Annotated in this window: 26 protein-coding genes; all 26 read right to left on the minus strand. The window is 39.8% G+C overall.

What is annotated here, in order from left to right; genetic code table 11:
* Positions 1–4: 4 nt before the first annotated feature.
* Positions 5–1291 carry a 3-phosphoshikimate 1-carboxyvinyltransferase gene (gene aroA / locus AAJG31_RS06445; RefSeq protein ID WP_115673441.1) on the minus strand — a complete coding sequence of 429 codons (1287 nt, stop codon included), beginning with the start codon at positions 1289–1291 and terminating at the stop codon, positions 5–7.
* 59 nt (positions 1292–1350) lie between these two features.
* On the minus strand, positions 1351–2448 hold the full coding sequence (locus AAJG31_RS06450; RefSeq protein WP_279494465.1) for a prephenate dehydrogenase: 1098 nt from the start codon (positions 2446–2448) through the stop codon (positions 1351–1353).
* Positions 2445–3545, minus strand: a complete 1101-nt coding sequence (gene hisC / locus AAJG31_RS06455) for a histidinol-phosphate transaminase (RefSeq protein ID WP_066037622.1) — start codon at positions 3543–3545, stop codon at positions 2445–2447. Before hisC ends, AAJG31_RS06450 begins: the two co-directional genes overlap by 4 nt.
* An 18-nt stretch (positions 3546–3563) precedes the next feature.
* Positions 3564–3932, minus strand: coding sequence for a chorismate mutase (gene aroH, locus AAJG31_RS06460; RefSeq protein ID WP_004232646.1), 369 nt, complete (start codon positions 3930–3932; stop codon positions 3564–3566).
* The gene (gene aroB, locus AAJG31_RS06465) at positions 3929–5020 is read right to left on the minus strand and encodes a 3-dehydroquinate synthase (RefSeq protein ID WP_016994409.1); all 1092 of its coding nucleotides are present in this window, start codon (positions 5018–5020) and stop codon (positions 3929–3931) included. The genes aroH and aroB overlap by 4 nt, the downstream gene beginning before the upstream one ends.
* 3 nt (positions 5021–5023) lie before the next feature.
* Positions 5024–6205, minus strand: coding sequence for a chorismate synthase (aroC, locus tag AAJG31_RS06470; protein ID WP_004232644.1), 1182 nt, complete (start codon positions 6203–6205; stop codon positions 5024–5026).
* A gap of 281 nt (positions 6206–6486) precedes the next feature.
* Positions 6487–7260, minus strand: coding sequence for a protein-glutamate O-methyltransferase CheR (locus tag AAJG31_RS06475; RefSeq protein WP_048389829.1), 774 nt, complete (start codon positions 7258–7260; stop codon positions 6487–6489).
* 84 nt (positions 7261–7344) lie between these two features.
* Positions 7345–7575 (minus strand): hypothetical protein, encoded by a 231-nt coding sequence (locus AAJG31_RS06480; RefSeq protein ID WP_048389827.1) that lies wholly within the window; start codon positions 7573–7575, stop codon positions 7345–7347.
* Positions 7576–7700: 125 nt separating this feature from the next.
* Positions 7701–9326, minus strand: a complete 1626-nt coding sequence (locus tag AAJG31_RS06485; protein ID WP_048389825.1) for a long-chain fatty acid--CoA ligase — start codon at positions 9324–9326, stop codon at positions 7701–7703.
* Positions 9327–9396: 70 nt separating this feature from the next.
* Complete coding sequence (locus AAJG31_RS06490) at positions 9397–10164, minus strand: 3-hydroxyacyl-CoA dehydrogenase (protein WP_279494461.1); 768 nt, start codon at positions 10162–10164, stop codon at positions 9397–9399.
* Positions 10165–10179: 15 nt separating this feature from the next.
* Positions 10180–11328, minus strand: coding sequence for a thiolase family protein (locus AAJG31_RS06495; protein ID WP_054550709.1), 1149 nt, complete (start codon positions 11326–11328; stop codon positions 10180–10182).
* Positions 11329–11554: 226 nt separating this feature from the next.
* Positions 11555–11971, minus strand: a complete 417-nt coding sequence (gene ndk, locus AAJG31_RS06500) for a nucleoside-diphosphate kinase (RefSeq protein ID WP_004232627.1) — start codon at positions 11969–11971, stop codon at positions 11555–11557.
* Between the two features lie 86 nt (positions 11972–12057).
* Complete coding sequence (gene hepT, locus AAJG31_RS06505) at positions 12058–13032, minus strand: heptaprenyl diphosphate synthase component II (protein WP_054550708.1); 975 nt, start codon at positions 13030–13032, stop codon at positions 12058–12060.
* A 19-nt stretch (positions 13033–13051) separates the two neighbouring features.
* Complete coding sequence (locus AAJG31_RS06510) at positions 13052–13756, minus strand: demethylmenaquinone methyltransferase (protein WP_048389815.1); 705 nt, start codon at positions 13754–13756, stop codon at positions 13052–13054.
* Positions 13757–13771: 15 nt separating this feature from the next.
* A complete protein-coding gene (locus AAJG31_RS06515) occupies positions 13772–14539 on the minus strand; it encodes a heptaprenyl diphosphate synthase component 1 (protein ID WP_048389813.1) in 768 nt (255 codons plus the stop codon).
* Positions 14540–14802: 263 nt separating this feature from the next.
* Positions 14803–15021, minus strand: a complete 219-nt coding sequence (mtrB, locus tag AAJG31_RS06520) for a trp RNA-binding attenuation protein MtrB (protein ID WP_004232621.1) — start codon at positions 15019–15021, stop codon at positions 14803–14805.
* A gap of 62 nt (positions 15022–15083) precedes the next feature.
* Positions 15084–15653 (minus strand): GTP cyclohydrolase I FolE, encoded by a 570-nt coding sequence (gene folE, locus AAJG31_RS06525; RefSeq protein ID WP_066037616.1) that lies wholly within the window; start codon positions 15651–15653, stop codon positions 15084–15086.
* A 219-nt stretch (positions 15654–15872) separates the two neighbouring features.
* Positions 15873–16145, minus strand: coding sequence for an HU family DNA-binding protein (locus AAJG31_RS06530; protein ID WP_004232618.1), 273 nt, complete (start codon positions 16143–16145; stop codon positions 15873–15875).
* Between the two features lie 198 nt (positions 16146–16343).
* Positions 16344–17822: a stage IV sporulation protein A gene (spoIVA, locus tag AAJG31_RS06535; protein ID WP_048389809.1), complete on the minus strand. Its 1479-nt coding sequence runs from the start codon at positions 17820–17822 to the stop codon at positions 16344–16346.
* Between the two features lie 92 nt (positions 17823–17914).
* A complete protein-coding gene (locus AAJG31_RS06540) occupies positions 17915–18697 on the minus strand; it encodes a hypothetical protein (protein ID WP_054550706.1) in 783 nt (260 codons plus the stop codon).
* 22 nt (positions 18698–18719) lie between these two features.
* On the minus strand, positions 18720–18932 hold the full coding sequence (locus AAJG31_RS06545; RefSeq protein WP_004232605.1) for a DUF2768 domain-containing protein: 213 nt from the start codon (positions 18930–18932) through the stop codon (positions 18720–18722).
* Between the two features lie 223 nt (positions 18933–19155).
* Positions 19156–20172 carry an NAD(P)H-dependent glycerol-3-phosphate dehydrogenase gene (locus tag AAJG31_RS06550; RefSeq protein WP_016993349.1) on the minus strand — a complete coding sequence of 339 codons (1017 nt, stop codon included), beginning with the start codon at positions 20170–20172 and terminating at the stop codon, positions 19156–19158.
* A 110-nt stretch (positions 20173–20282) separates the two neighbouring features.
* Entirely contained in the window at positions 20283–21593 is a 1311-nt protein-coding gene (gene der, locus AAJG31_RS06555; RefSeq protein WP_112117660.1) for a ribosome biogenesis GTPase Der, read from the minus strand.
* 403 nt (positions 21594–21996) lie between these two features.
* On the minus strand, positions 21997–23133 hold the full coding sequence (gene rpsA, locus AAJG31_RS06560) for a 30S ribosomal protein S1 (protein WP_279494451.1): 1137 nt from the start codon (positions 23131–23133) through the stop codon (positions 21997–21999).
* A gap of 102 nt (positions 23134–23235) precedes the next feature.
* Positions 23236–23910, minus strand: a complete 675-nt coding sequence (gene cmk / locus AAJG31_RS06565; protein ID WP_004232599.1) for a (d)CMP kinase — start codon at positions 23908–23910, stop codon at positions 23236–23238.
* A gap of 95 nt (positions 23911–24005) precedes the next feature.
* Positions 24006–24665 carry a flagellar brake domain-containing protein gene (locus tag AAJG31_RS06570; protein ID WP_279494449.1) on the minus strand — a complete coding sequence of 220 codons (660 nt, stop codon included), beginning with the start codon at positions 24663–24665 and terminating at the stop codon, positions 24006–24008.
* Positions 24666–24730: the final 65 nt, after the last annotated feature.

The raw sequence follows: 24730 nt of genomic DNA on the forward strand, positions 1-24730 counted from the left end.
ATTGTTACCTCACTGCCTCAATATGCTCAAAGAACGATGGGTAGGATACAGCAATACATTGTGCATCATCTAGTGCAACAGCTCCGTCTGTTATTAAAGCTGCAACTGCACCCATCATGCCGATTCGATGATCACCATATGTTTGAAGGTTTGCTCCTTTTAAAGACGTTGGTCCCTCAATAATCATCCCATCTTCTGTTGCTTCGATTTGGGCACCAAGTTTCTTCAATTCAGTCACAACAGCCGTGATACGGTCAGTCTCCTTCACCTTTAGCTCCTCGGCATCTTTAATGATCGTTTGACCATGTGCTTGCGTAGCGAGTAATGCAAGAATTGGAATTTCGTCAATTAAACGAGGAATAATGTCTCCCTCAATTATTGTACCAGTTAAAGAAGATGTCGCGATTTGGATTGTTGCTGTCGGTTCAGCTTGATTATCATCATTCGGCGTTACCGTCATCGTGGCGCCCATTTTTTCCAGCACCTCTATAATGCCATCACGTGTTGGATTAATGCCCACATTATTTAGTGTTAGCTGACTATTTTTGCAAATGGCTCCTGCCACTAAGAAAAAGGCAGCCGATGATATATCTCCTGGCACAGAAACATGCGTACCATTGAGAGCTTGTCCTCCTTCAATCGATACTACGCCATTATCTACTTCTACATGTGCACCAAATTGACGCAGCATTCGCTCTGTATGATCTCTCGAAACATCCATTTCTCTAACAATAGTTGTTCCTTCAGCACGCAAGCCCGCTAGTAAAATAGCAGATTTCACCTGTGCACTTGCTACAGGCATCTTGTAATCAATGGCTTGTAATTTTGTACCTTGAATGGCTAGTGGTGTATATTGCCCGTCTGCACGCCCTGTAATTTGTGCACCCATCTGACGCAGTGGATCTATAACACGGCGCATTGGTCGTTTTCCAATGGATGCATCTCCTGTCATGACAGAGTGAACAGTAGAACCAGCTAAAATGCCTAGCATTAAGCGTGTTGTTGTACCAGAGTTACCCGTATATAACACTTCTGTCGGCTCCTGCCAGCCATCCATCCCTGGACTATGAATGGTTACATTTGTCCCTTCCACCTCAATCTGAACGCCAAGTTTCTGGAAGCAATCAATTGTACTTAAACAATCTTCACCTAGTAAAAAGCCCTCTACTGTCGTTGTTCCACTAGCAATGGCGCCAAACATCACAGAGCGATGAGATACAGACTTATCGCCTGGAACAGTTAAAGAGCCCTGTAAAGAAGGCTTGTTGTATTGCAATACTTTTTCACTCATGAACTTTTTTCCCTCCAATATGAAGATAGAAAGCGCCGAAATGCCGACGCTTTCTTATGCTAAGAAATATACGTTTCGAAATTTGCTCGTTTTTGAATACAGGCTGCAGCACGTTCGCGATCATTTTCACTTTGGAAGCTAATGACTAGAATACCGAAAACATCTTCTCGTGATTCAACGATGCGAAGATTCGTAATACTAATTGCTTCATCTGCTAAAAAGCCCGTCACTTCAGAAATAACACCTGGATAGTCAGGAACATCAACATATAGATCGAATGGTGTATACATAGCCCCTGCACTAATCGGTAATTCATCTCTCAGTTCTTTGGCAACAGCAAAATAGTTTTCAATATCCTGTGAAGAACCCTCCATCAGCAGTTCCTTAATGCGTGTCATTTCTTTTTCCCAGCCATCTAATTGCGTGAGGAGTTCCTCGCGATTTTGCAGCGTAATATCTCGCCATAAGATAGGATTCGAAGAGGCAATTCGTGTCACATCACGAAAACCTCCTGCTGCAAGAGAACGTGTCATTGGGTACTCCCCATTTTCGCCACCTAATTGATGGACAAGTGAGGCTGCGATAACATGTGGAAAATGACTCACCACCGCTGTCATGTGATCATGCTCACTGGCAGATACACTGACTACTTTTGCATGGGTAAATTTCAGCAAACTTTCAAGCTGTGCCATATGAACAATTTCTTCCCCAGCGAGTGGCGTAAGCATGTAATATGCGTTTTCAAAAAGATGCGCCTTAGCAGCCAGCACACCACTTTTATGAGACCCCGCCATTGGATGTCCACCAATAAACGTTATGCCAAGTTCTCGTAATTCGCTGGCTTTTTGCATAATTAATTTTTTTGTACTTCCTGTATCTGTTACGATGACTTTATTTTTCAAGGGCCATGATTTTAATTGCTCCATCCAATCCAGTGTTGCATTAACGGGCGTACCGAAGATAATAACATCAACCTCAGCCGCAACAACCAGTGGATCTGCGACAATTTCATGCACAATATTTAATGTTTTTGCATGCTCGCGTGTTTGTGCGTCCATGTCGTAGCCAATAATTTTTGTTTCTGGTGCTTTTTGCAAAGCAAGGGCAATAGAACCTCCGATCAATCCTAGCCCTATAACGAGTACTTTGCGTGTCATGCAAATACCCCTTGTTGTTTTAACACTTCATCAAGTTGGCTAAGCAATGCTGCATTTTGAGCCTCTGTTCCAATTGTCACACGGATAAATCCTGGTAAGCCTAATGCATTACCACTGCGCACGATAAAGCCTCTTTTCATCAGCTCTTGGAAAACAACATCACTATCAGCATGGGTATCAAAGAAAATAAAGTTTGTATCAGATGGGAAGTATTTTAAATTATGCTTTTCACAAAATTCTACATATTGTTTTTTACCTTTTTCATTGGCTTCACGGCAGGCTTCAATATAATCTTGGTCACTGAGGGCAATGGCAGCAACAGCTTGACTTAAGATTGTATTATTGAATGGTGCACGCACAGGATCAAGCTTAGCAATAACATCAGGTTGGCCAATAGCATAGCCTACGCGGAACGAAGCTAAGCCATATGCTTTAGAGAATGTACGCAGTAAAAGCACATTCGGATACTCATTAATGATTGGTAACGTATCCTTGTGGTCTGGATGTGTAACATATTCAATGTATGCCTCATCAAGCACGACAAGGACATCGCTTGGAACCTTTGCAAGAAAGGCACGCAATGCAGCATCAGGAATGACAACTCCTGTAGGATTATTTGGACTACATACCCAAACAATAGAAGTTTGGTCATCAATCGCAGCCAACATTGCCTCTAGATCATGTGCTCCATCTTGACAAGGCACTTTACGTACTTCAGCACCTTCAATTTCAGCATTGTGCCAGTATTGAGAGAAGGAAGGGTCGGCCATAACCGTGTTTACCCCTGGATACAACAGAGCACGAGTAATAATAGCAATGATGTCATCAGAGCCGTTACCAAAAAGAAGCTGTGTCTCTTTCACACCTAGATGATTTGCCACAGCAGTACGTAGGTTTTGGGCATAGCCATCTGGATAAAGTGCATGATTCACTGCATTATTTTGTAAATAAGCTGTTACCTTAGGTGAGCACCCGAATGGATTTTCATTCGATGCCAATTTAATAACTTCCTTTAAGCCATATTCACGTTGTACTTCTTCAATTGGTTTACCTGGCTTATATGCTTGCATACCGTCCAATTGTTGTTTCCACTTCATCTAAAACATCTCCTCTACTTATTTAGCCTGAGCCAAATCTGGTCTTAATTTCACTGCATCATTGAGATACAAGTGCTTTACATCTTTTTGGGCTACCTCTACGTTTGCATGTATTAATACACGAATACATAATGGTAATGCTTCTGGCACATCCATTTCATGTGTACACATAACAGGGACATACTGCCAGCCATCCATCAAGCGTACTGCACGAGCAGGAAATGCTGAGGTAATATCTGGCGTTGTTGAAATGAGGATCGATGCGATATCATCAATGTCCACATTATTTGCTGCCACAACCTCACGCACTAATCTTGCTGTCTCATCCCATACAAGCTCTGGCTTGTCAGATTCAATTGTTATTGCTCCTCTAAGTCCACGAATCATACAAGCACCTCCGCTAATAACTGTCTATATTCAGCATCTATTTCTTGGCATTCTTCTAAATCAATAGCTTTGACAAAAGGCTTTCCAATTTTCTCCAAAAGAACAAATTGTAAAATGCCATATTCCGCTTTTTTATCTTTCATTAGGTAGCTAGATAATTGTTCAAATGAATAATCACTCACAGCCTTAAAAGGATAGCCGTTTTTTATCGCAAACTGTAAAAAGGATTGGGTGAACGTTCGATCAATTTCTCCATATCGTTCACTCAATAGAAGACAATAGACGAGTCCAATCATAACCGCCTCACCATGAGCCACTTTGCCATAACCCGCAGCTGCCTCAATGGCATGTCCATATGTATGGCCTAGGTTTAAAAACTTTCGAACGGATTGCTCTGTTTCGTCCTCAGCAACAATTTGTGCTTTCACTTCAATTCCTTTTTTTAGTTGCTTTGCTAGTTCATTTTGATTAAAATGGATCACCGAATCTCCTGTCATTAATTCCTCCAGCCAGTTCGGGTCAGAAATCATGGCATGCTTAATTAACTCTGCTGTTCCCGAACGTACCTCACGCTCTGATAAACTTTCTAAAAGAGCTGTATCATATATCACGCCTTCTGGCTGATAAAATGCGCCAATCATATTTTTTCCTAGTGGATGATTAATGGCAGTTTTTCCACCAACTGCGGAATCATGCGCTAGAATAGTCGTTGGAATTTGAATAAACGGAATCCCACGCATATAGGTTGCCGCAACAAAACCTGTTAAATCGCCAACTGCTCCTCCTCCAAAAGCAAAAATGAAGGATTTTCTGGAGCATTTTTGCTCTAATAAAAATGTTTGAGCAGCATTGTATTGATCAAAGGTTTTGCACGCTTCTCCACCTGGCAAAATAAAAACCTCAAAGTGGTACGGGAAATTTGCTTTGAAGTACTCTCCCTGTGCTGCCCAAACATTGACATCTGTAAACACAAAGAGCTTATCCGCTTTTTGAAGTTTATCAGCAAATGCCTCCACAGCTTCAGTTAGAAATTGATGCCCAAGAACAACTTCATATTGATGCGATTTTGTTGCTACTGGTACACGCATAACTTAGAACCCCTTTGTATATTGACGATGCTCGTCAATTTGAGCTTGTAATTGTGGTAGTTGATCACTATGGAATTGCTCTAAAATTGCATTCGCTATTTCCCAGGCAATAACATGTTCTGCAACTACAGACGCTGCTGGTACTGCACAGCTATCAGAGCGCTCAACACTCGCTTTAAACGGCTCTTTTGTTTCAATATCTACACTTTGTAATGGTTTATATAAAGTAGGAATTGGCTTCATCACACCACGTACAACAATTGGCATACCTGTTGACATACCGCCTTCTAAGCCACCAAGTCGATTGGTTGCACGAGTATAACCTTCTTCTTCAGACCAGATGATTTCATCGTGTACTTCAGAACCTTTTCGACGTGCCATTTCAAAGCCAAGTCCAAACTCTACTCCTTTAAATGCATTTATAGATAGCATAGCAGCAGCAAGCTTTGCATCCAGCTTACGATCATAATGTACATAAGAACCTACACCTGCTGGCATGCCTTCTACAATGACTTCTACAACACCACCGATCGAATCGCCGGCCTTTTTCGCTTCATCAATTGCCTCAACCATTTTCGCAGAGGCGATTGGATCTACACAGTAGCAAGGATCCGCTTCGACAATTGCACGAATTTCTTCTGTTGTTTTTCCTTCTATTAAAGAAGTATCGGCTTTAATTCCCACTATCTCTGTAACATGTGCAACAATGGAAATGCCTAGTTCATTAAGTAACGCCTTTGCCACAGACCCAACTGCTACTCGTACAGTTGTTTCACGCGCAGAGGAGCGCTCTAATACATTCCTTAAATCACGGTGACCATATTTCATGCCTCCAACTAAATCTGCATGACCTGGTCGAGGACGTGAGATTTGACGCTTGATATCTTCAGGATTGATATCATCAGCTAGTGGCTCTGCTCCCATAATTTTAGTCCAGTGCTTCCAATCATCATTTGTGACAACGAGTGCAACAGGAGATCCAAGTGTCTGACCATGACGAACACCAGCAACAATCTCCACTGTATCTGTTTCGATTTGCATGCGGCGCCCACGTCCATGACCTCCTTGGCGACGTTTTAAATCGTGATTAATTTTTTCTGCTGTAATGGGTAAGAGTGACGGTAAACCCTCAATAATTGTCGTTAATTGAGGTCCATGAGACTCACCTGCTGTTAAGTAACGCATAAACACTTTCTCCCTTCAACTCGCTAAAGTATGTATTTTTCACTATAACATATATTCTTTAAAAAAACAGTCCTTTTACGAATGTCTTTTAAGTAGTTACCATTTTCATAGATCTAAATGTGAATATTCTGAATGAAAGTTATAAAAAACACCTAGCTAAATTTTATAAAAAATACGCCTTTGCTTATGATAAGCGAAAAGCGTATGAATTATCTATGTTTAATGCTTGGTCAACTTTATGTACAATTGTGTTATTTGTACAAAGCTTTTCATCCATATTATTAATTATTTTTCCGATAGAAGAACGTGTCTTCTACATCAAATTCATAACGTGCTGGATTAAAAATTTGCTCTGTCGATCCAACAAATAAAACGCCATCCTTGCGCAGTGCTTTACTAAAATTATTATAAATTTGATCTTTCGCTTCTTCTGTAAAATAAATCATGACATTGCGACAAACAATTAAATCATAATTGCCATCATAAGAGTCATTCAATAAATTATGTTTCTTAAAGGTTACACAACGCTTAATCTCATCCTTCACGCGATAGAAGGAGCCTTCTTGTTCAAAATACTTTGCTTTAATATCACTTGGGACCTCGGCTAAAGAGCGTTCAGGGTAGACACCTAACTTCGCCTTTTGTATCACATTCTCATCTAAATCAGTGGCAATAATTTGAATTTGAGATAAAGGCACCAATTGAGATAATACCATTACTAAAGAATATGGTTCTTCTCCTGTCGAACAAGCCGCACTCCAAATTTTTAAACGCTTATTAGTTTGTAAAAGTTTCGGAAATATTTTCTTTTGTAATACTTCCCAGCGCTTTCCATTGCGATAAAATTCAGAAACATTGATCGTCATACGATCTAAGAATTCATTCATTAAATCACGATCTTGTTCGAGTGCCTTTAGAAAGTCTACAAAATTACGATAGCCCTTTTTCTCATAAAGAGAGGTTAATCGTCTTTTCATTTGCGCTTCTTTATATAACGCTAAATCTATTCCTGTTTTGCGCTTAATACCTTCTATAAACTGTTCATAATCAGACATATGGTCATCTTCCCCTCTAGCGTCGTATTACCATTATAGCGGAAAAGTCCCAATCCTGAAATAGTCTTTCTCATGTATGCAAATCTACTTTCTTACGTTTTGTTTTTCCTCTAAAAGTAATACTTTCGACTGTTCTAATTCAAGTCTCATTTTTTCTGTTTCAATCGTATAAGTTTCTAACCTAAGCTTTTCTAATTCTACTTCTTTTTCAACAGCCTTCAGTTTTATTTTTTGTTGTCTAGTACGAGCGTCTGTAAAAATTCCAGCTAGAGAAATAATGACGCCCCCAATTATCGCTACAATGGCAATTGACAATCCGTTCACTTCCTTTCGTTATTTTGATTATACGGCAAAATGGAAAAAATAGTTTCATTTTTCAGGAATTTATTCCAATAAAAAATGAAGGTAGTTTTTCACCACCCTCATTCTATCCATTATCGTTAGACTTGTATGCGATACTCTTTTAAATCTTCTCGTAATTTAGCCTTCAAGAATTTACCTACAGACGTTTTTGGTACCTCGTCAATGAAGACAATATCATCAGGAACCCATGATTTATGGAATTGGTGCTGTAGACTCTCTAGTAACTCTTCTTTTGTAATCGAACCCTTAAACTCTGGCTTTGCTACGACACAAGCTAATGGTCGCTCCAACCACTTTTCATGTGGAATGGCAATAACAGCCGCCTCAAAGACCTTTGGATGGGACATTAATGCATTTTCAAGCTCTACTGAAGAAATCCATTCGCCACCACTCTTAATTAAATCCTTTGTACGGTCGGTAATTTTTATATAGCCATCTGTTGTCATCACAGCAATATCGCCTGTATAGAGCCAGCCGTCTTTAAAGGCCTCTTCCGTTCGTTCATCCTGATAATACTCATTAGCAATCCATGGTCCTCTAATCGTAAGCTCTCCCATCGTTTTGCCATCCCAAGGCACTTCACCATTTTCATTGACAATCCTTGTATCAATAAGTGGCATCGTCATACCTTGTGTAATCCGAACATTCATTTTTTCATCAGCCGTATAGTCCTGCATATGTGTTAAATACGTGGATAGGCTTACAAGAGGTGAGGTTTCCGTCATACCGTAACCTGTCATGTAAGGGATATTAAGTTCTTGCTCAAAGCCTCGGACAAGACCAATTGGTGAAGCAGAACCTCCACAAACAATTAATCGCATAGACGATAGGTCACGAGGGTTTTGACGCTGCTCCTGTAGAACGCCCAGCCATATGGTCGGTACACCTGCTGTCAATGTAACTTTATATACATCAAATAATTCTAGCAATAGCTGTGGTGTAAACATAGGTCCCGGTAAGACCTGTGTAGAACCAAATGCGACACTGGCAAATGGTAATCCCCATGCATTCGCATGGAACATTGGCACAACAGGTAACACCACATCCGACTCACAAATTGCAATACTGTCAGCGAGACCAGCTGTTAAACTATGAAGTACAATACTGCGATGTGTATAGACTACTCCCTTTGGCATGCCCGTCGTTGCACTGGTATAGCACATGCCTGCAGGTGTATTTTCATCTAAATCTTCTGGGAATGTGAAATGTTCATCTGCCTCCGCAAGTAGCGATTCATAGGAAAGAGCATTTGGAATCGGTAAAGTTTCTACTGCAACAGCATCACCCATAATGATATAATGCTTTACCGTTTTCAGCTGAGAGACGATAGGTGCAATTAGTGGCACCAGATTATCATCTATTAATAATATTTCATCCTCGGCATGATTGATGACATAGGCAATATGCTCAGGGGATAATCGAATATTAATCATATGCAATACTGCTCCTGCACATGGTACAGCAAAATAGGCTTCCAAATGGCGATGGTGATTCCAAGCAAATGTGCCCACCTTCATTCCTCGATCCATCCCTAGTTTCGTCAAAGCATCGGCTAATCGGCGAGTCCGTTTGACATATTCTTTATACGTAAATTCGTGAATAGTAGTGGCACTTGTTCGAGAATAGATTTTCTTTGAGTGAAAAAATCGTTCTGCACGATTCAAAAAACTTGTTAATAATAAAGGTGTATCCATCATATGCATGATACCGCTTCCCTTCATCTACGATTTTAGAAACAATCAAAACAAAAACTATTTGAACTAGATTTTGCCGTTACCTCGGTTGCATGCGAATGGCACCATCTAGTCGAATGACCTCTCCATTTAACAAGCCATTGTGGATAATACTTTCAACCAAAAGAGCATATTCCGAAGGTTTACCAAGTCGTTTAGGGAATGGTGTCATTTGAGCAAGACCTGTTCGTGCAGGCTCAGGTAACGAAGCAAACATTGGTGTTTCAATTAATCCTGGCGCTATGGTCATCACTCGGACACCGATTTCCGCAAGCTCTCTTGCAATTGGCAACGTCATGGCTGCTACGCCACCTTTTGACGCGCTATAAGCAGCTTGTCCGATTTGCCCATCAAATGCAGCCACAGACGCGGTATTAATAATGACGCCACGCTGTCCATCCTCATTTGGCTCATTATGTTGCATTTTTTCTGCCACTAGACGGATGACATTAAACGTGCCAACTAAATTAATAGCAATCACTTTTTCAAATAACGCAAGGGCGTGTATACCACGCTTCGAAATAACTTTACTCGCATCTGCAATGCCAGCACAGTTCACTGCAACATTGATCTTGCCAAAAGCTGCAATAGCCTGCTCAAGGCCAGTCGCCACCTCCTCTTCCTTTGTGACGTCTACTCGTGCATAAAGGACATTTTGACCTAATTCTTCCACTAGAGCTTGTCCACGCTCATCATTGACATCAAAAATAATTGCTTTGCCACCCTGTCCTATTAATTTCCGAACGGTTGCCTCTCCTAAACCAGAGGCACCCCCTGTTACGACTGCCACCACTTCATGTTCCTTCATCAGACATATCCCCTTTTACATTTTTTCAATGATCGTGGCATTGGCCATCCCCATTCCCTCACAAATCGCCAACAAACCGTAACGATAATTCTCTCGCTCCATTCGATAGAGCATGGTCGTTAACAATTTCGTACCTGTTGCCCCTAATGGATGTCCCAGTGCAATGGCTCCACCATCAGGATTGAGCTTCTGTGGGTCTCCTCCTATTTCATGCAGCCATACGAGCGGCACAGGTGCAAAGGCTTCATTTACCTCATATGTGTCGATATCCTCAATGTTGAGCCCTGACCGTTCTAATGCTTTTCTAGTAGCTTCGATTGGCCCTGTCAGCATTAATGTCGGATCAGAGCCCACGACCACTCTTGTCACAATTTTAGCGAGTGGTTGAATGCCTAGTTCTCTCGCTTTATCCAATGCCATTACGACTACAGCTGAGGCCCCATCACTCATTTGGCTCGCATTGCCCGCAGTAATCGCGCCATTCTCTTGAAAGACGGTTTTTAATCCATTTAAAATGTCAACGGTAGTTTCTGCACGAGGACCCTCATCTACCGCAAATGTTGTCACTGAGCCATCCTCTTGTGGAACTTGAATGGGTAGTATTTCAGCTTGGAAATGACCCGCTCTAATGGCGGAAATCGCCCGTTGATGGCTTTGATAAGCATAGCTATTTAGCTGTTCTTTCGATAAAGACCATTGGGAAGCGATTTTCTCTGCTGATAATCCTTGATGGATAATATCATAATTTTCCTGTAAGCGGTTACTAGCATGGGCATGTTGCATGTTTGAGCCCATTGGTACTCTTGACATACTTTCTACCCCACCAGCAATGACAATGTCCATATCCCCGGCTAAAATTGCCTGTGCTGCGAAGTGCACGGCTTGTTGGCTTGAACCACACTGACGATCAATGGTTACACCTGGCACACTATCGGGGAATCCAGCCATTAATAAAGAGGTCCTCGCAATATTTGCCCCTTGTTCAGCTGTTTGCGTCACACACCCCAAAATGACATCGTCTACTTGTTCCTTACCAATGCCTGCACGCTTTACAACCTCCTGTAATACATCAGCTGCTAAATCATCTGCTCGAACTTGACTTAATGCGCCCTTACTTCTTCCTATAGCAGTTCTCACAGCTGCTACAATCACCACTTCTCTCATGTCCATAACCCCTTTTCCTCGTCATCCTCTTAGTTTATTGACGAGTCTACTCAACTATTCCTCACTTAATTATCAGAATATTACATTATTTATTGTACATGACTAAGAAGTTTTTAACAATTCTATATGTTTCTAGTAAGAGATTATTCGTCGGAATGATCCCTCCCCTTTTTTGCGCAATAAAAAAGCAATCTCAAAAAATTGAGATTGCTTGATCTATTCGAAATTAAACTAAATCTTCACCGAAGAATAAGCCGATTTCGCGCTCTGCAGAAGCAAGAGAGTCAGAACCGTGGATGATGTTGTGAGAAACAGTTGTTGCGTAGTCACCACGGATTGTACCTGGGTTAGATTCTTCAGGTTTTGTTGCACCCATCATTGTACGAGCAAGCTTGATTACGTTCTCGCCTTCCCATACCATAGCGAATACAGGACCAGAAGTGATGAAATCAACTAATTCACCAAAGAATGGACGCTCAGCATGCTCAGCATAGTGCTTTTCTGCTAATTCTTTAGGAATTACCATTAATTTAGCACCTTTCATTACAAAACCGCGACGTTCGAAACGATCAACGATGTCTCCAATTACTTGACGTTCAACGCCGTCAGGCTTAACCATTAAAAAAGTTTGTTCAATTGCCATGTTTAAAACACTCCTTAAATTCGTCTAACAGGTTTTACACCTACCGATAAATATTAACAAAAAATGAGCTTTTGTACAACAAAAAGCTAGAATTTGCGCTTACCCATGAACAATGCTACATCACGTAATTTTTTCTTAACGGGATGTTTTGGTAAAGCATCAATTTCTTGTAAGGCTTTTTTCAAATATTTATCACTCATACGATTAGCTTGCTCAATCGCATGAGATTTACGCACATATTGCAACATATTTTGACGTTCCGATTCTGTTAACGTGCCTGCAAACACTTTAACTAAGTATGGTTGCATCTCCGGATCATCTTTCAACAATAAAATCGGTAAAGTAATATTGCCCTGTAGTAAGTCACTACCTGCTGGCTTCCCTAGTTCTTTATCAGTTGCCATAATATCTAAAACATCATCGATAATTTGGAAGCTCATGCCTACAAAGTAGCCGAAGCGCTTTAAATGCCGAACTGTTTTAGCATCAACCCCCGCTGCCACAGCTCCTAGCTCACAGCTTGAAGAAATAAGTAATGCTGTTTTGCGTTTGATTCTTCTAAAATAATCTTTTAAACCTTGATCTAATCTAAATTTATCTTCAATTTGAATGACTTCACCGTTACAAATCTCCACCATCGTACGGGCTAAAATTTGATGAACAAGTGGGTCTTCTAACTTTGTTATATATTCCAGCGCACGTGCGAAAATAAAATCGCCTGTGTACATTGCTACCCTGTTATTCCACTGTGATTTGACAGTCGGGCGTCCTCTTCGCATATTGGAGTCGTCAATGACATCATCATGTACAAGCGATGCCATATGAATGAGTTCTAAAGGCACCGCTACATCCTTCATCTTCTCAATGTCATAATCACCAAATTTTGCGCCTAGTAACACAAAAATTGGTCTTATCCGTTTGCCACCAGCTTGTAATAAATGGAGAGAAGCATCGTTGATCAAATATGAAGATGAGTCCACCGCTTTTTCTAACTCTTGTTCAATGATTTCGATATCTGATTTCAAATCGGAATAGAGTAGTTTTAACTTCATCTTTTCCACGTGTGAAAACCTTCCCCCATTAACGTATCTTTTTAAAGCCCATATGCATTGCCGCAGCCCCGCCACTGTATGCTTTGTACGTTACTTTTTCTAATCCTGCCTGCTCAAACAATGCCGCTAACCTTTTCATACCTGGGAAATCATTCGCAGATTCCTGAAGCCAAGAATACTCCTTATAGCTTTTCGCAAATATTTTACCAAATATCGGCATTATAAATTTAAAATAAAAACGGAACAGCTGACGATAACCAGGGATTTCAGATTGAGATGTTTCTAAACAAACCACCATTCCACCTGGTTTAACAACACGATGCATTTCCTTCAAAACTTGTAAATAATCAGGTACATTGCGAAGACCAAAGCCGATTGTCACATAATCAAACGTATCATCTGGAAAAGGCAACTCCATTGCATTTCCATGAATGAGTTCAATTTGTGGGTATGGCTCTACCTTTTTTTCGCCAACTTTCAGCATGTTTTGACTAAAGTCAAGCCCTTTTACTTCTCCACTTTCACCAACAGCCTCTGCCAATGCGATTGTCCAGTCTGCGGTGCCACAGCATACATCAAGTGCTTTTGATCCAGGTTTTACAGCCATGTGCTTCATCGTATCGTTACGCCAGCCAACATGCATCTGGAAACTAATTACACCATTCATTTTATCGTAGTTTTCCGAAATACTTTCAAATACTTCGTGAACGTGTTCTTCTTTCGTTTTAGCCATTTTGAAAAACCTCTCTTATCCGTTAGTAGAAGCAATGGATGCCTCTACATGTGCATGTAAAGCTTGTTTGATATCACTTTGTAAAAAGGATGCCTGATTAATGATCTGTGATAGCTCTGTTTTTAAATGCACAATTTTCCCTTGGATGACGCTATTAAAGGTTGCGCCATTACGTCTGACACTTTCTTCTAGTGCCTTACCCATTAAAGACATTTGCCCACGTTGATAAGCTGTCCATTCTTTTTCTAAACGCAAGATTAATAAGCTTTTTTCTATAAGTGGTATATATTCACTGAAAGAATAAAGATCAAAAAATTGAGCAATTAACCCAGATTCTATCGTACTCATCGATGTATACCACTGTTCCATTGTTCGTTGTTTATTTTCATAAACCTTAATTTGGTTTTCACATCGTGCCACAATACCTTGTGACAAGTTTCGAATTAATGCAACATTCCCTGACATTGCTAATATTTCATAATAACGACCACTATAAAAATCCCCAGCTAATACGGTAAGCTGCTGTTCTTTTGATGTTGCGTCTAATTCTTTTATATGATCGTGAGCCGCTAATGCTGCGTACACTATGCCAACAGTAATTGCAGCCTCTTGTTGCTCTTGTTGCCACTCTTCACCATTCAAAAACGGGATTAACAAATAAAACAGTTGATTTTCATCTAGCACAGGTACACCTGTGTATTTTTGCAAAGTTCTATGACGAACATCCATGAAAATCTCTGTTTTTAACTGTGCAATTGAATTTTGAATGTATGTTGCATTCATAGACCTTACTCCATTTCACTTTCAGATACGTTAGCCCTTTACAAGGCCAAACGCTTGCTTACTGAGTCATTATAGCATACGCAACGATGCGGAATAAAAAAAATTTGCTTTCTTCATAGCACAGGCAGTAAAGCTCTCCCATAATTGAATGTTGGAATGCTAACTGCCCATAGACCTTATACTAAGTTTTTCACATCTAGTGTTTTTATATGTGCTGTAGAACGTTGAACAGCATTAAAACCTATCGTCAGAAACAAAATTTCTTATTTTTTCGCTTCGCTATTGATCACGCCATGTGCTGTATGAATTTGCGCTTTACCGCGTATTTTCATGGCAGACGTGTGTTCTGTAAATTGAGCAATCATTACTTCGCCGGCATCTAATTTCTCTGAATGATGGAATTTCGTATCAGTTCCACGTGTTAATCCAATGACATGTACACCATCTTCTTCTGCTTGAATAACAATATAATCTTGTGACATCTTTGTACACTCCTTAAATCCGACAAATTCTTAGTTCATCATAACATAATTAGACACGCAATTTAAGACATTTGAATAAATGATAGTACTTCTCTACGTTTCACTTCATCTTCCTCATAAATACCGCGTGCAACAGATGTCACCGTTTTAGAACCAGGTTTTTTTAATCCACGCATTGTCATACACATATGCTCAGCCTCGATCACAACATAGACACCTTTTGGCGAAAGCATCTCCATTATTGTGTCTGCTACTGAAGAGGTAATACGCTCTTGCAGTTGTGGTCTGCGGGCAATCGTCTCCACTGCACGTCCTAACTTACTCAGCCCAGCAACAACGCCGTCATTTGGTATGTATGCAACATGTGCTTTGCCATAGAAAGGTACTAGATGATGCTCACACATCGAATAAAAAGGTATATCTTTGACAAGCACTAGTTCTTCATGATCCTCATGAAATACCGTTTTAAAATAATCTTTAGCATCCTCATGCAAGCCGCTGAACATTTCGGCATACATTTTTGCTACACGCTTCGGCGTATCCAATAAACCTTCACGATTTACATCTTCACCTACCGCTTCTAAAATCATTTTTACCGCTTTTTCTATTTTTAATAAATCAATATTCGACATCAAAAAACCCTCCTGCATATCAAAACATTACACATTTCCCTATGCATCGTAGCACATCCAAAAGGTAAGCGCAAAATGACTTACCTGATTCATCAGAAATTCGCTTCTAGATAAGAAAATCACTGTATATTATTATGTAAAATTCAAATTTGAAGTTAAAAAGAGCAGCCTTCATGTTCGTTAACATGAAGACTGCTCTATGTAACTACTAGACGTGTATTATTTTACCGCGTCTTTAAGCGCTTTACCTGGTTTGAAAGCAGGCACCTTGCTAGCAGCGATTTCGATTTCTTTACCAGTTTGTGGGTTACGACCTTTACGAGCCGCACGTTCACGTACTTCAAAGTTACCAAAACCAATTAATTGTACTTTGTCACCCTTTGCAAGAGCATCTTGAATTGTATCAAATACAGCTTCAACTGCTTTAGAAGCGTCTTTTTTAGAAAGACCTGCAGCTTCAGCAACAGAGTTTACTAATTCTGTTTTATTCACACCATTCACCTCCTCTCAAAGGGTCATGAACCAATTCTGTAAAAAGAGTAACACATAGAAAACCGCTACGCAACTGTATTCATACATGATTATAACCAAAAAATCAGTTTTTCACCCAAAAAACAAAAATAAAAGGACTTTTCGCATAAAAACGAAAAGCCCTGCGTATATTTTTTGCATTTTTTCTGAATTTTATCACTATAAAATAAATGTTACTAAACCACGATCTCCTTCGTTAACCATACGCTCAATCGTCTGACGCATACGTTTTTTGGCAGTAGATGGAACTGCATCCATTTTATAACGAATTCCCTCTTTTAATACTTCATGCAATGGTGTGCCAAATAATTGTGTATTCCATAAGGCATCACGATCATGTAAATAAGCATGATTTAAATCTTTTAGAAGTTGCTGACTATGGAACTCTGAGCCAATTAACGGTGCAAATTCTGACTCCATATCAACTCGGATAATATGATAGGATGGCGCTTTTGCCTTCATTCGTACGCCGAAGAAATTATTCTGTTTAATGAGCTCTGGGGCTGTTGGCTCAAATTCCTGCATCATTGGCAATGTCACGCCATAGCCTGTCGTATCAGCATCGTGAATAGCACTTTTAAATCGTTTTTGGGCCTCTTTTGCCTCTGCCGCCTCTTTGATAAAGAGTAACCAATCTTTTTTCGTTTCAATTGGTTCTTCTAGCCATTCATTACAAACTGATTTATACAATTCACCCTGTAGGGATACCCGAATTACAGCTGTTCCTACACCTGCATCTACATGAACAACTTCACTTTGGTCAATAAAGTCAATGGCTTTAAAGGCATCTGACGCCTGTTGCACATCTCGAATTTTCATAACAGAAGAAAGGACTTCCTCCATCGAATCAATCAATGCAACATTTAATGGATGTGTAGCATCTAATACATCCAGCCAGTCTGGTTTTTCCACCTCAATGGTACGAATTGGGAATTCAAATAACGCCTCTTGTAAAATATATTGAATATCCGTTTCTCTCATTTGATCAATGGACATCGCAATAACAGGGACATTGTAACGTTCAAACAATTCATTGCGAAGCTGAACCGTTTCTTCTCTCGCAGGCATTTGGCAATTGAGTAAGATGACAAATGGTTTGCCGATGTCTTTTAATTGCTCTACAATTTCCTCTTCTGCCTTCTCTGCTGCTCGTCGACTGATTCCGTTCACTGTACCATCAGTCGTTACGACAATACCAATATTCGCATGATCGCGAATCACCTTATCTGTGCCAATTTTAGCGGCTTCCTGAAATGGAATTGGCTCCGTATGCCAAGGCGTATGAACAAATTTTGGTCCATTTTCATCCTCATAGCCTTTTGTCCCATCGATAATATAACCAACACAATCTGCTAATCGAATTTGGAATGGCATTTCATCTTCACCGACCACAATACGGGTTGCTTGGGCAGGCACAAACTTCGGCTCAGCAGTCATAATGACTGGCCCCGGAGAACTTTGTGGCAACTCATCTTGTGCTCGCATTCTTTCCGTTTCATCCACAATGTTTGGTAACACGACTGATTCCATTACCTTTTTTACAAATGTTGATTTACCTACACGTACTGGACCGACAACACCAATATAAACATCGCCATTTGTGCGCTCTGCAATTTCTCTAAATACTGCTTCACTCAAGGTTTCTGCCTCCTTTATCTACGCTTTTTCACTATATGCGAGCCTGTAGACAAATATGAAAAAGCCCCTCACAAATGTAAGGAGCTTGTTTGCTATTTCTCTTTTTTCTCGGCGGCTTCTGCCTCTTGTTTTTGTAATTCTTTCGCTTTTTTGACATCCGCATTATACGTTTTCATATCATAGATAGGCTCTCCATTCTCGTCCACTGTATATGGAATAGAATAGGCAGGCACCACTGGAAATTTGTCGACAAGCAGTTGGCGAATATCATCACCTGGCTTTACATTCGGCTTATCCTCTTTTAAAAGCTGGCCTAAATCCACAGCATAGTCTACATGTAATTCACCATCACCAGTCATGAAAAGCGGTAACTCGACGCCAGAATAGGGACTTTTTACAGTTACCTCTGTTTTATAACCCAAATCTTTATAGTTGATCTGATAAACATTATCTGAAATTGACCCTTTTATTGGTAAATACTGTGTAGATAGTTTACGAATACCTATTTCACGTATACGCTCTGCCGCGTTTAAATCTACTAATTTGACCGATGCCTCATTTTCAGGGTCCCAAATGATATATTGATATATACCACCTTTTTCATAGGCATTTCCAGGAATTGTCGTCAAATACTTCGGCATAAGTTTTTCAAAATCGATTAAATATTTGATATAGATATCCGTATCTAGCTCGCTATTTTTAATTGGTACTAGTCCACCTGTTGCTTCACGGTATTCATCCACAGCACGTTGAACTGCCGCTAGTTGATCGACATCAGGCGTGACCTTAGCCCTTTTTTCTTCTTCTGGGTACGCACATCCTACTAACAGTATGGCGGTTGCAAATACCAACAGCAAAGCACTTAGTTTTTTCATGTTACTGACACCTCATTATTATTTATGCTGGCCAAGTGGCAACTACAAGTACCATTAAAAATGTGCCAAGTCCAAACAGTATGTATGCACATAAATTTACGACTGTTCGTAAAAATACATTTGAAATCTTATTTCGCGCTAAATAAATTAAGCCGACTGATATAATCATAAATGCGATGCAATAAAACGACACCCACATTACATCAAGCGCAGGCATATGAGCTAACGGGCCCATTTCAAAAAACCACCTTTCTTTGAATGTCAAGACACAATCAAAGTATATTATACTATGTGCTTTTGCTAAAAAGAAATAGTTGTCCCATAACTATCAAGAAATGGACAACTCTTTTAGCATGTATTTCTATTCAACTAGTGGCACACAATAAGGCGTCTCAACAGATTCGTTGAGACACCTTATTTATGTCCATTTAATGACAAGTCTAATCAAAAAATTAATATTAATGCTTCATATCGTCTATTTCTCGTTTTTTCATACGCATCATTAAGGCATCTACTGCCACTTTCGGTTCAACATCATTAAATAGCACACTATAGAGCTCTGTGGAAATCGGCATGGCGACATCATATTTCTCTGCTAATTGATAGGCTGCCTTCGTGGTACGGACACCTTCTACGACCATGCCCATCTGATCCAGCACTTCTTGTAGCTTCATACCTTGCCCTAGCATATTACCTGCACGCCAGTTTCGCGAGTGGACACTTGTACAGGTTACAATTAAGTCCCCCATACCTGTAAGCCCTGAGAACGTAAATGGATTACCACCCATTTTTACACCTAACCGTGAAATTTCTGCAAGACCTCGCGTAATAAGTGCCGCTTTTGCATTGTCTCCATAATTTAAGCCATCAGTAATACCTGCCGCTAAAGCGATAACATTTTTCAACGCTCCTCCTATTTCTACACCAATGATATCTTCATTTGTATAGACGCGGAAGAACTGATTCATAAATAAATCCTGTACCTTTTCAGCAGCATCAATATTAGCACAAGCTGCAGTAACCGTTGTAGGATGATGCAGTACCACTTCTTCTGCATGACTTGGCCCAGAAAGAACAACAATTTCTTCCACATACATTGCTGGTAAGCTTTCTGCTAAAATCTCAGATATTCGTTTTAATGAGTCAGGCTCAATTCCTTTCGAAACATGGACAAACAACACTTTTTTTGTTAATTCAGCCGTTAGTTTCTCACATACTTCACGAATCGCTTTGGTTGGAACAGCCACAACAATGGTTTCTGCATGAGTAGCTACCTGCGCCATATCACTCGTCGCATGTAAATTTACAGGTAGAATGGTTTCTGGTAAATATTTTTTATTCGTATGCAGTTGATTGATTTCTTCTGCCTGCTCAGCTCTATGTGTCCATACAAGCGTATCATGTCCATTTTCCGCTAGTACCATTGCCAGTGCAGTACCCCATGAGCCTGCCCCTAACACACAAACTTTTTCCATAACAAAATCCTCCCTTTGTTGGGTTGTCTATTAAGTAAGTTCTTTCTTGTAAAAAGACGCCACCCAACAATAATGTCGGGTTGGCGTATTGTATGTCTATAGCTATTGCCTTAAGCACGCGCACGTGTAATTAAACGAATTGGCGTCCCTTCAAAGTCAAATGTTTCGCGGATGCGATTTTCTAAGAAGCGTTCGTATGAAAAATGCATAAGCTCAGGTTCATTCACAAAAACAACGAATGTTGGTGGCTTAATCGCTACCTGAGTAGCATAGTAAATACGTAAACGACGACCTTTATCTGTCGGTGCTGGATTACGAGCCACTGAGTCCTCAATCACTTCATTTAAAATAGAGGACTGAATACGCATCGCATGATTCTCGCTGACACGTTGGATAATCGGTAAAATTTGATGCACACGCTGTTTTGTATTCGCCGATACAAAAATAATTGGGGCATAATCTAAAAATAGGAAATGCTCACGAATTTGCTGTGTAAAGACATTCATTGTTTTTTCATCTTTTTCAATGGCATCCCATTTATTCACAACAATGATCACAGCTTTTCCAGCCTCATGTGCATAGCCAGCGATTTTTTTATCTTGCTCCTGAATACCTTCTTCTGCATTCAGCACTACTAAAACAACGTCTGAGCGTTCAATAGCACGTAGCGCACGTAACACAGAATATTTCTCGGTTGTTTCATAGATCTTTCCTTTTTTACGCATACCCGCCGTATCAATAATGACATATTCCTGTCCATCATATGCATAAGGCGTATCAATCGCATCACGTGTTGTCCCTGCAATATTACTAACAATAACACGTTCCTGCCCTAGGAAAGCATTCACTAAAGAGGATTTCCCAACATTCGGGCGACCAATTAAAGAGAATTTAATGACATCATCACCGTATTGTTCTTCATCTTCTTTCGGGAAATGTTTCGCACATTCGTCCAATAAATCCCCTAAACCTAAACCGTGGGAACCTGAAATAGGCCAAGGTTCACCGAAGCCAAGTGCATAAAAATCATAAATCATTTCACGCATATCAGGATTATCAATTTTATTGACCGCTAATACGACTGGTTTTTTTGTTTTGTATAGAATTTTAGCAACTTGCTCATCTGCTGCCGTTACCCCTTCACGACCATTTGTCATGAAAATAATAACGTCTGCTTCATCAATAGCGATTTCAGCTTGTTGACGAATTTGTTCTAAAAACGGCTCGTCTCCAATTTCAATGCCACCTGTATCAATAATATTAAAATCGTGTGTTAACCACTCTGCCGAACTATAAATACGGTCACGTGTTACGCCTGGGATATCCTCCACAATCGAAACACGTTCTCCAACGATACGATTAAAAATCGTCGACTTACCTACGTTCGGACGACCTACGATGGCTACTACTGGTTTCGTCATCTGTACTTCATCCTTCCAACTTCTTGTCTTTCGCTATTATACACGAAAAATGCCATTATATCATATCATATCCATAATGTAGAACGCTATGTATGGTGATAAAAGGTGTTACCTCATTTTTTTAAGCAAACTATCCGAGTTATTTAGGTTTTATCGCCTTTTTAATTGCTATCCTTTATTTTGAGAATCTTATCCGCTACTTTTAGAGTTTTATCCTTCAATTCAAAGATTTTATCCTCTTCTTATTTGCTATCCTTCACTTCTGAAATCTTATCCGCTACTTTTAAAGTTGTATCCTTCAATTCAAAGATTTTATCCACTCCTCAATCGCTATCCTTCACTTTCAAAATCCTATCAACCATAAAAATAGCGAGGATACATTTAAGCATCCTCGCTTTATACATTATTTAAAGTTTTTTAGTTTATCGCCAATCACATCACCGAATGAGAAGCCTGTATTCTCTTCAGGTAATTCATAGTCGATTACTTCTTCTGCTTCAGGATTTTCTAGTAATTCTTTAATACTAAGGGCTAGACGGCCTTCGTCAGCGTTGACATCAAGAACCTTTACCTGTACTTCTTGTCCCTCTTTTAGTGCTTCATGAGGCGTGTTAATGTGCTTATGCGCAATTTGCGATATATGCACTAAACCTTCAACGCCTGGGAATACTTCCACAAATGCGCCAAATGAAGTAAGTCGCTTCACTCTACCGTCTAAAATAGTGCCTTTAGCGGCACGTTCTTCAATATTAGACCATGGTCCAGGAATTGTTTCCTTAATAGATAAAGAAATACGTTCATTTTCTGGGTCCACTGATAGAACTTTTACTTTTACATCTTGTCCTTCAGCTAAAACCTCACTCACATCACTCACATGCTCATGTGATACTTGCGAGATGTGTACAAGACCATCAATACCACCTAGGTCGATAAATGCACCAAATGACGCGAGACGCTGTACTTTACCATCCAATACATCGCCAGCTTTTATTTGATTAATCACATTTTTCTTTTGCGAAGCTTTCTCTACTTCAACCACTGCTCGGTGAGATAAAATAAGGCGATTCTTATCCTTATCAAGCTCAACAATTTTAAAGCTTAATGTTTGCCCTTTATAGCCTTCAAAATCATCAACAAAATAGTCCTCTACAAGCGATGCTGGTACAAAGCCACGTACACCTAAATCTACGACAAGACCACCTTTAACAATATCCTTTACTTCCGCTTCAAAGATTTCCTCAGCGGCAAATTGCTGCTCCAGTGTATCCCATGCTTTTAGAGCATCCACTTTACGTTTTGATAGGACAAAGTTTTCTTCTTCAACCTTTGTAATCATCAATTCTAATTCATCTCCAACTGAGATGACATCAGACGCTTTCTCAATGTGTAAGCTAGATAATTCACTAATCGGTACAATACCATCAAACGGAGCACCTGGAATTGATACAGATACTGCCTTTTCATCAACTTGCGCGGCAATGCCTTTGACGATATCACCCTCGTTAAACGTTTGTTCTGCATAGTTCATTTCTTCAGACATATGTAACCCTCCTTCGCATCTTCCCTTACTATTTTATTCGATATTGAAGACAAAGACAAAAATAAATCCTTTAAATTCTAAAAATGTCTGAAATTTTAGGATTTATAGCATTTTTTCTTCTGCTAATTTTAAAATAGCTTGTGCTGCATCATCAATGGACAATGCTGTTGTATCTAAAAAAATCGCATCTTCAGCTTGAATCAGTGGCGATGCTTCACGCTCACTATCCTTTTTATCACGTAGCGCAATTTCTTCCTGAAGTTTTTCAAGAGAGGAGTCAATTCCTCTTTTTTGATTATCAATCAAGCGTCGTCTAGCACGCTCCTCTACTGTTGCAGACATGAAAATCTTTAGTTCTGCATCCTTTAAGACATGTGTAGCAATATCGCGGCCATCCATGACAACACCGCCATTAGCTGCAAGTTTTTGCTGTTGAGCAACTAATAGCTCACGAACCTTCGCATGGGCAGCTACTTGTGAGACTGATGAAGTGACCTCATTAGAGCGTATTTCCGCTGACACATTGTGACCATCTAAAAAAACAAGCTGTCCCTGAGGTGATGGTTTTAATTCAATTGTGCTTACTTCAAGCATCTCTGCTAATTTTGCTTCATCATCTAAATGTATGTTTTGTTGCATCGCTTTATACGTAACTGCTCGATACATTGCACCTGTGTCAATGTAAGTAAAGCCAAGTGCTTCAGCAACAATTTTCGCGATTGTACTTTTGCCAGCACCAGCAGGCCCGTCTATCGCAATTTGAATGTTTTTCTTCATATTCTTCCCTACTTTCTGCACCTCTTATTGTATCATATAACCTCAAAAAAGCCCTCTACTAGGAGAGGGCTTCATCAAAATATTCATAAAGGATATTAAACATTAAAAGGGTTTATTTCTTTACGACGATTGACTAATTGACGTTCAAAGCAAAAACGGACAATATGCTGTTGATCGACATCATCTGTATCTGTTAGTTGGATTGTTGCAATGCGTTTATCCTCTTTTTCAAAAATACGTACGATCAGCGCTTCCGTAATGACATACTTGACATCTCCATTGGCAAATGGCAATACGATGGTTAGTTTTACTTCATCACCCTCAGTGAAAGCTACTTGACCTTTCAACATGACTGCTAGGCCTCCTGCACTAATATCCACAGTCACAAGCTGATATTTATAATCTTTCAACTGAATAGCAACGTCTACTTGTGTCTCCACACGAACGTATTCTCGTCGCTGAATTTTTATAAACTCCTCTGGTGTTGGACAATGCAACATAATCATTGGGATATTACCTGCTTTACGGCCAACTACCTCTGTATTAAAGGCAAAGGATTGTTTATCCTCGGTACGAAAAGTTGCTCTAAATTCTGAGCCATCTATTAAAAATGCCGTTTTCTTTGTTGCCATATTAACCGGATAATCAATATATAGAATATTATCTTTTTGCTCTACAACTTTACAGCGGAATTTCTCCAAACGCTCTGTATAAGTTGGTTCAAGTTGTAATTGTGTACCAATTTTTATTTCCATGAGCATCTCCCCGTGCGAAAAATATAGTTTAATTATCTCATGAGAAGCTTATTTTGGCTATAAAA

The organism is Lysinibacillus sp. BS3 (assembly GCF_039614735.1).
GTDB lineage: Bacteria > Bacillota > Bacilli > Bacillales_A > Planococcaceae > Lysinibacillus > Lysinibacillus capsici.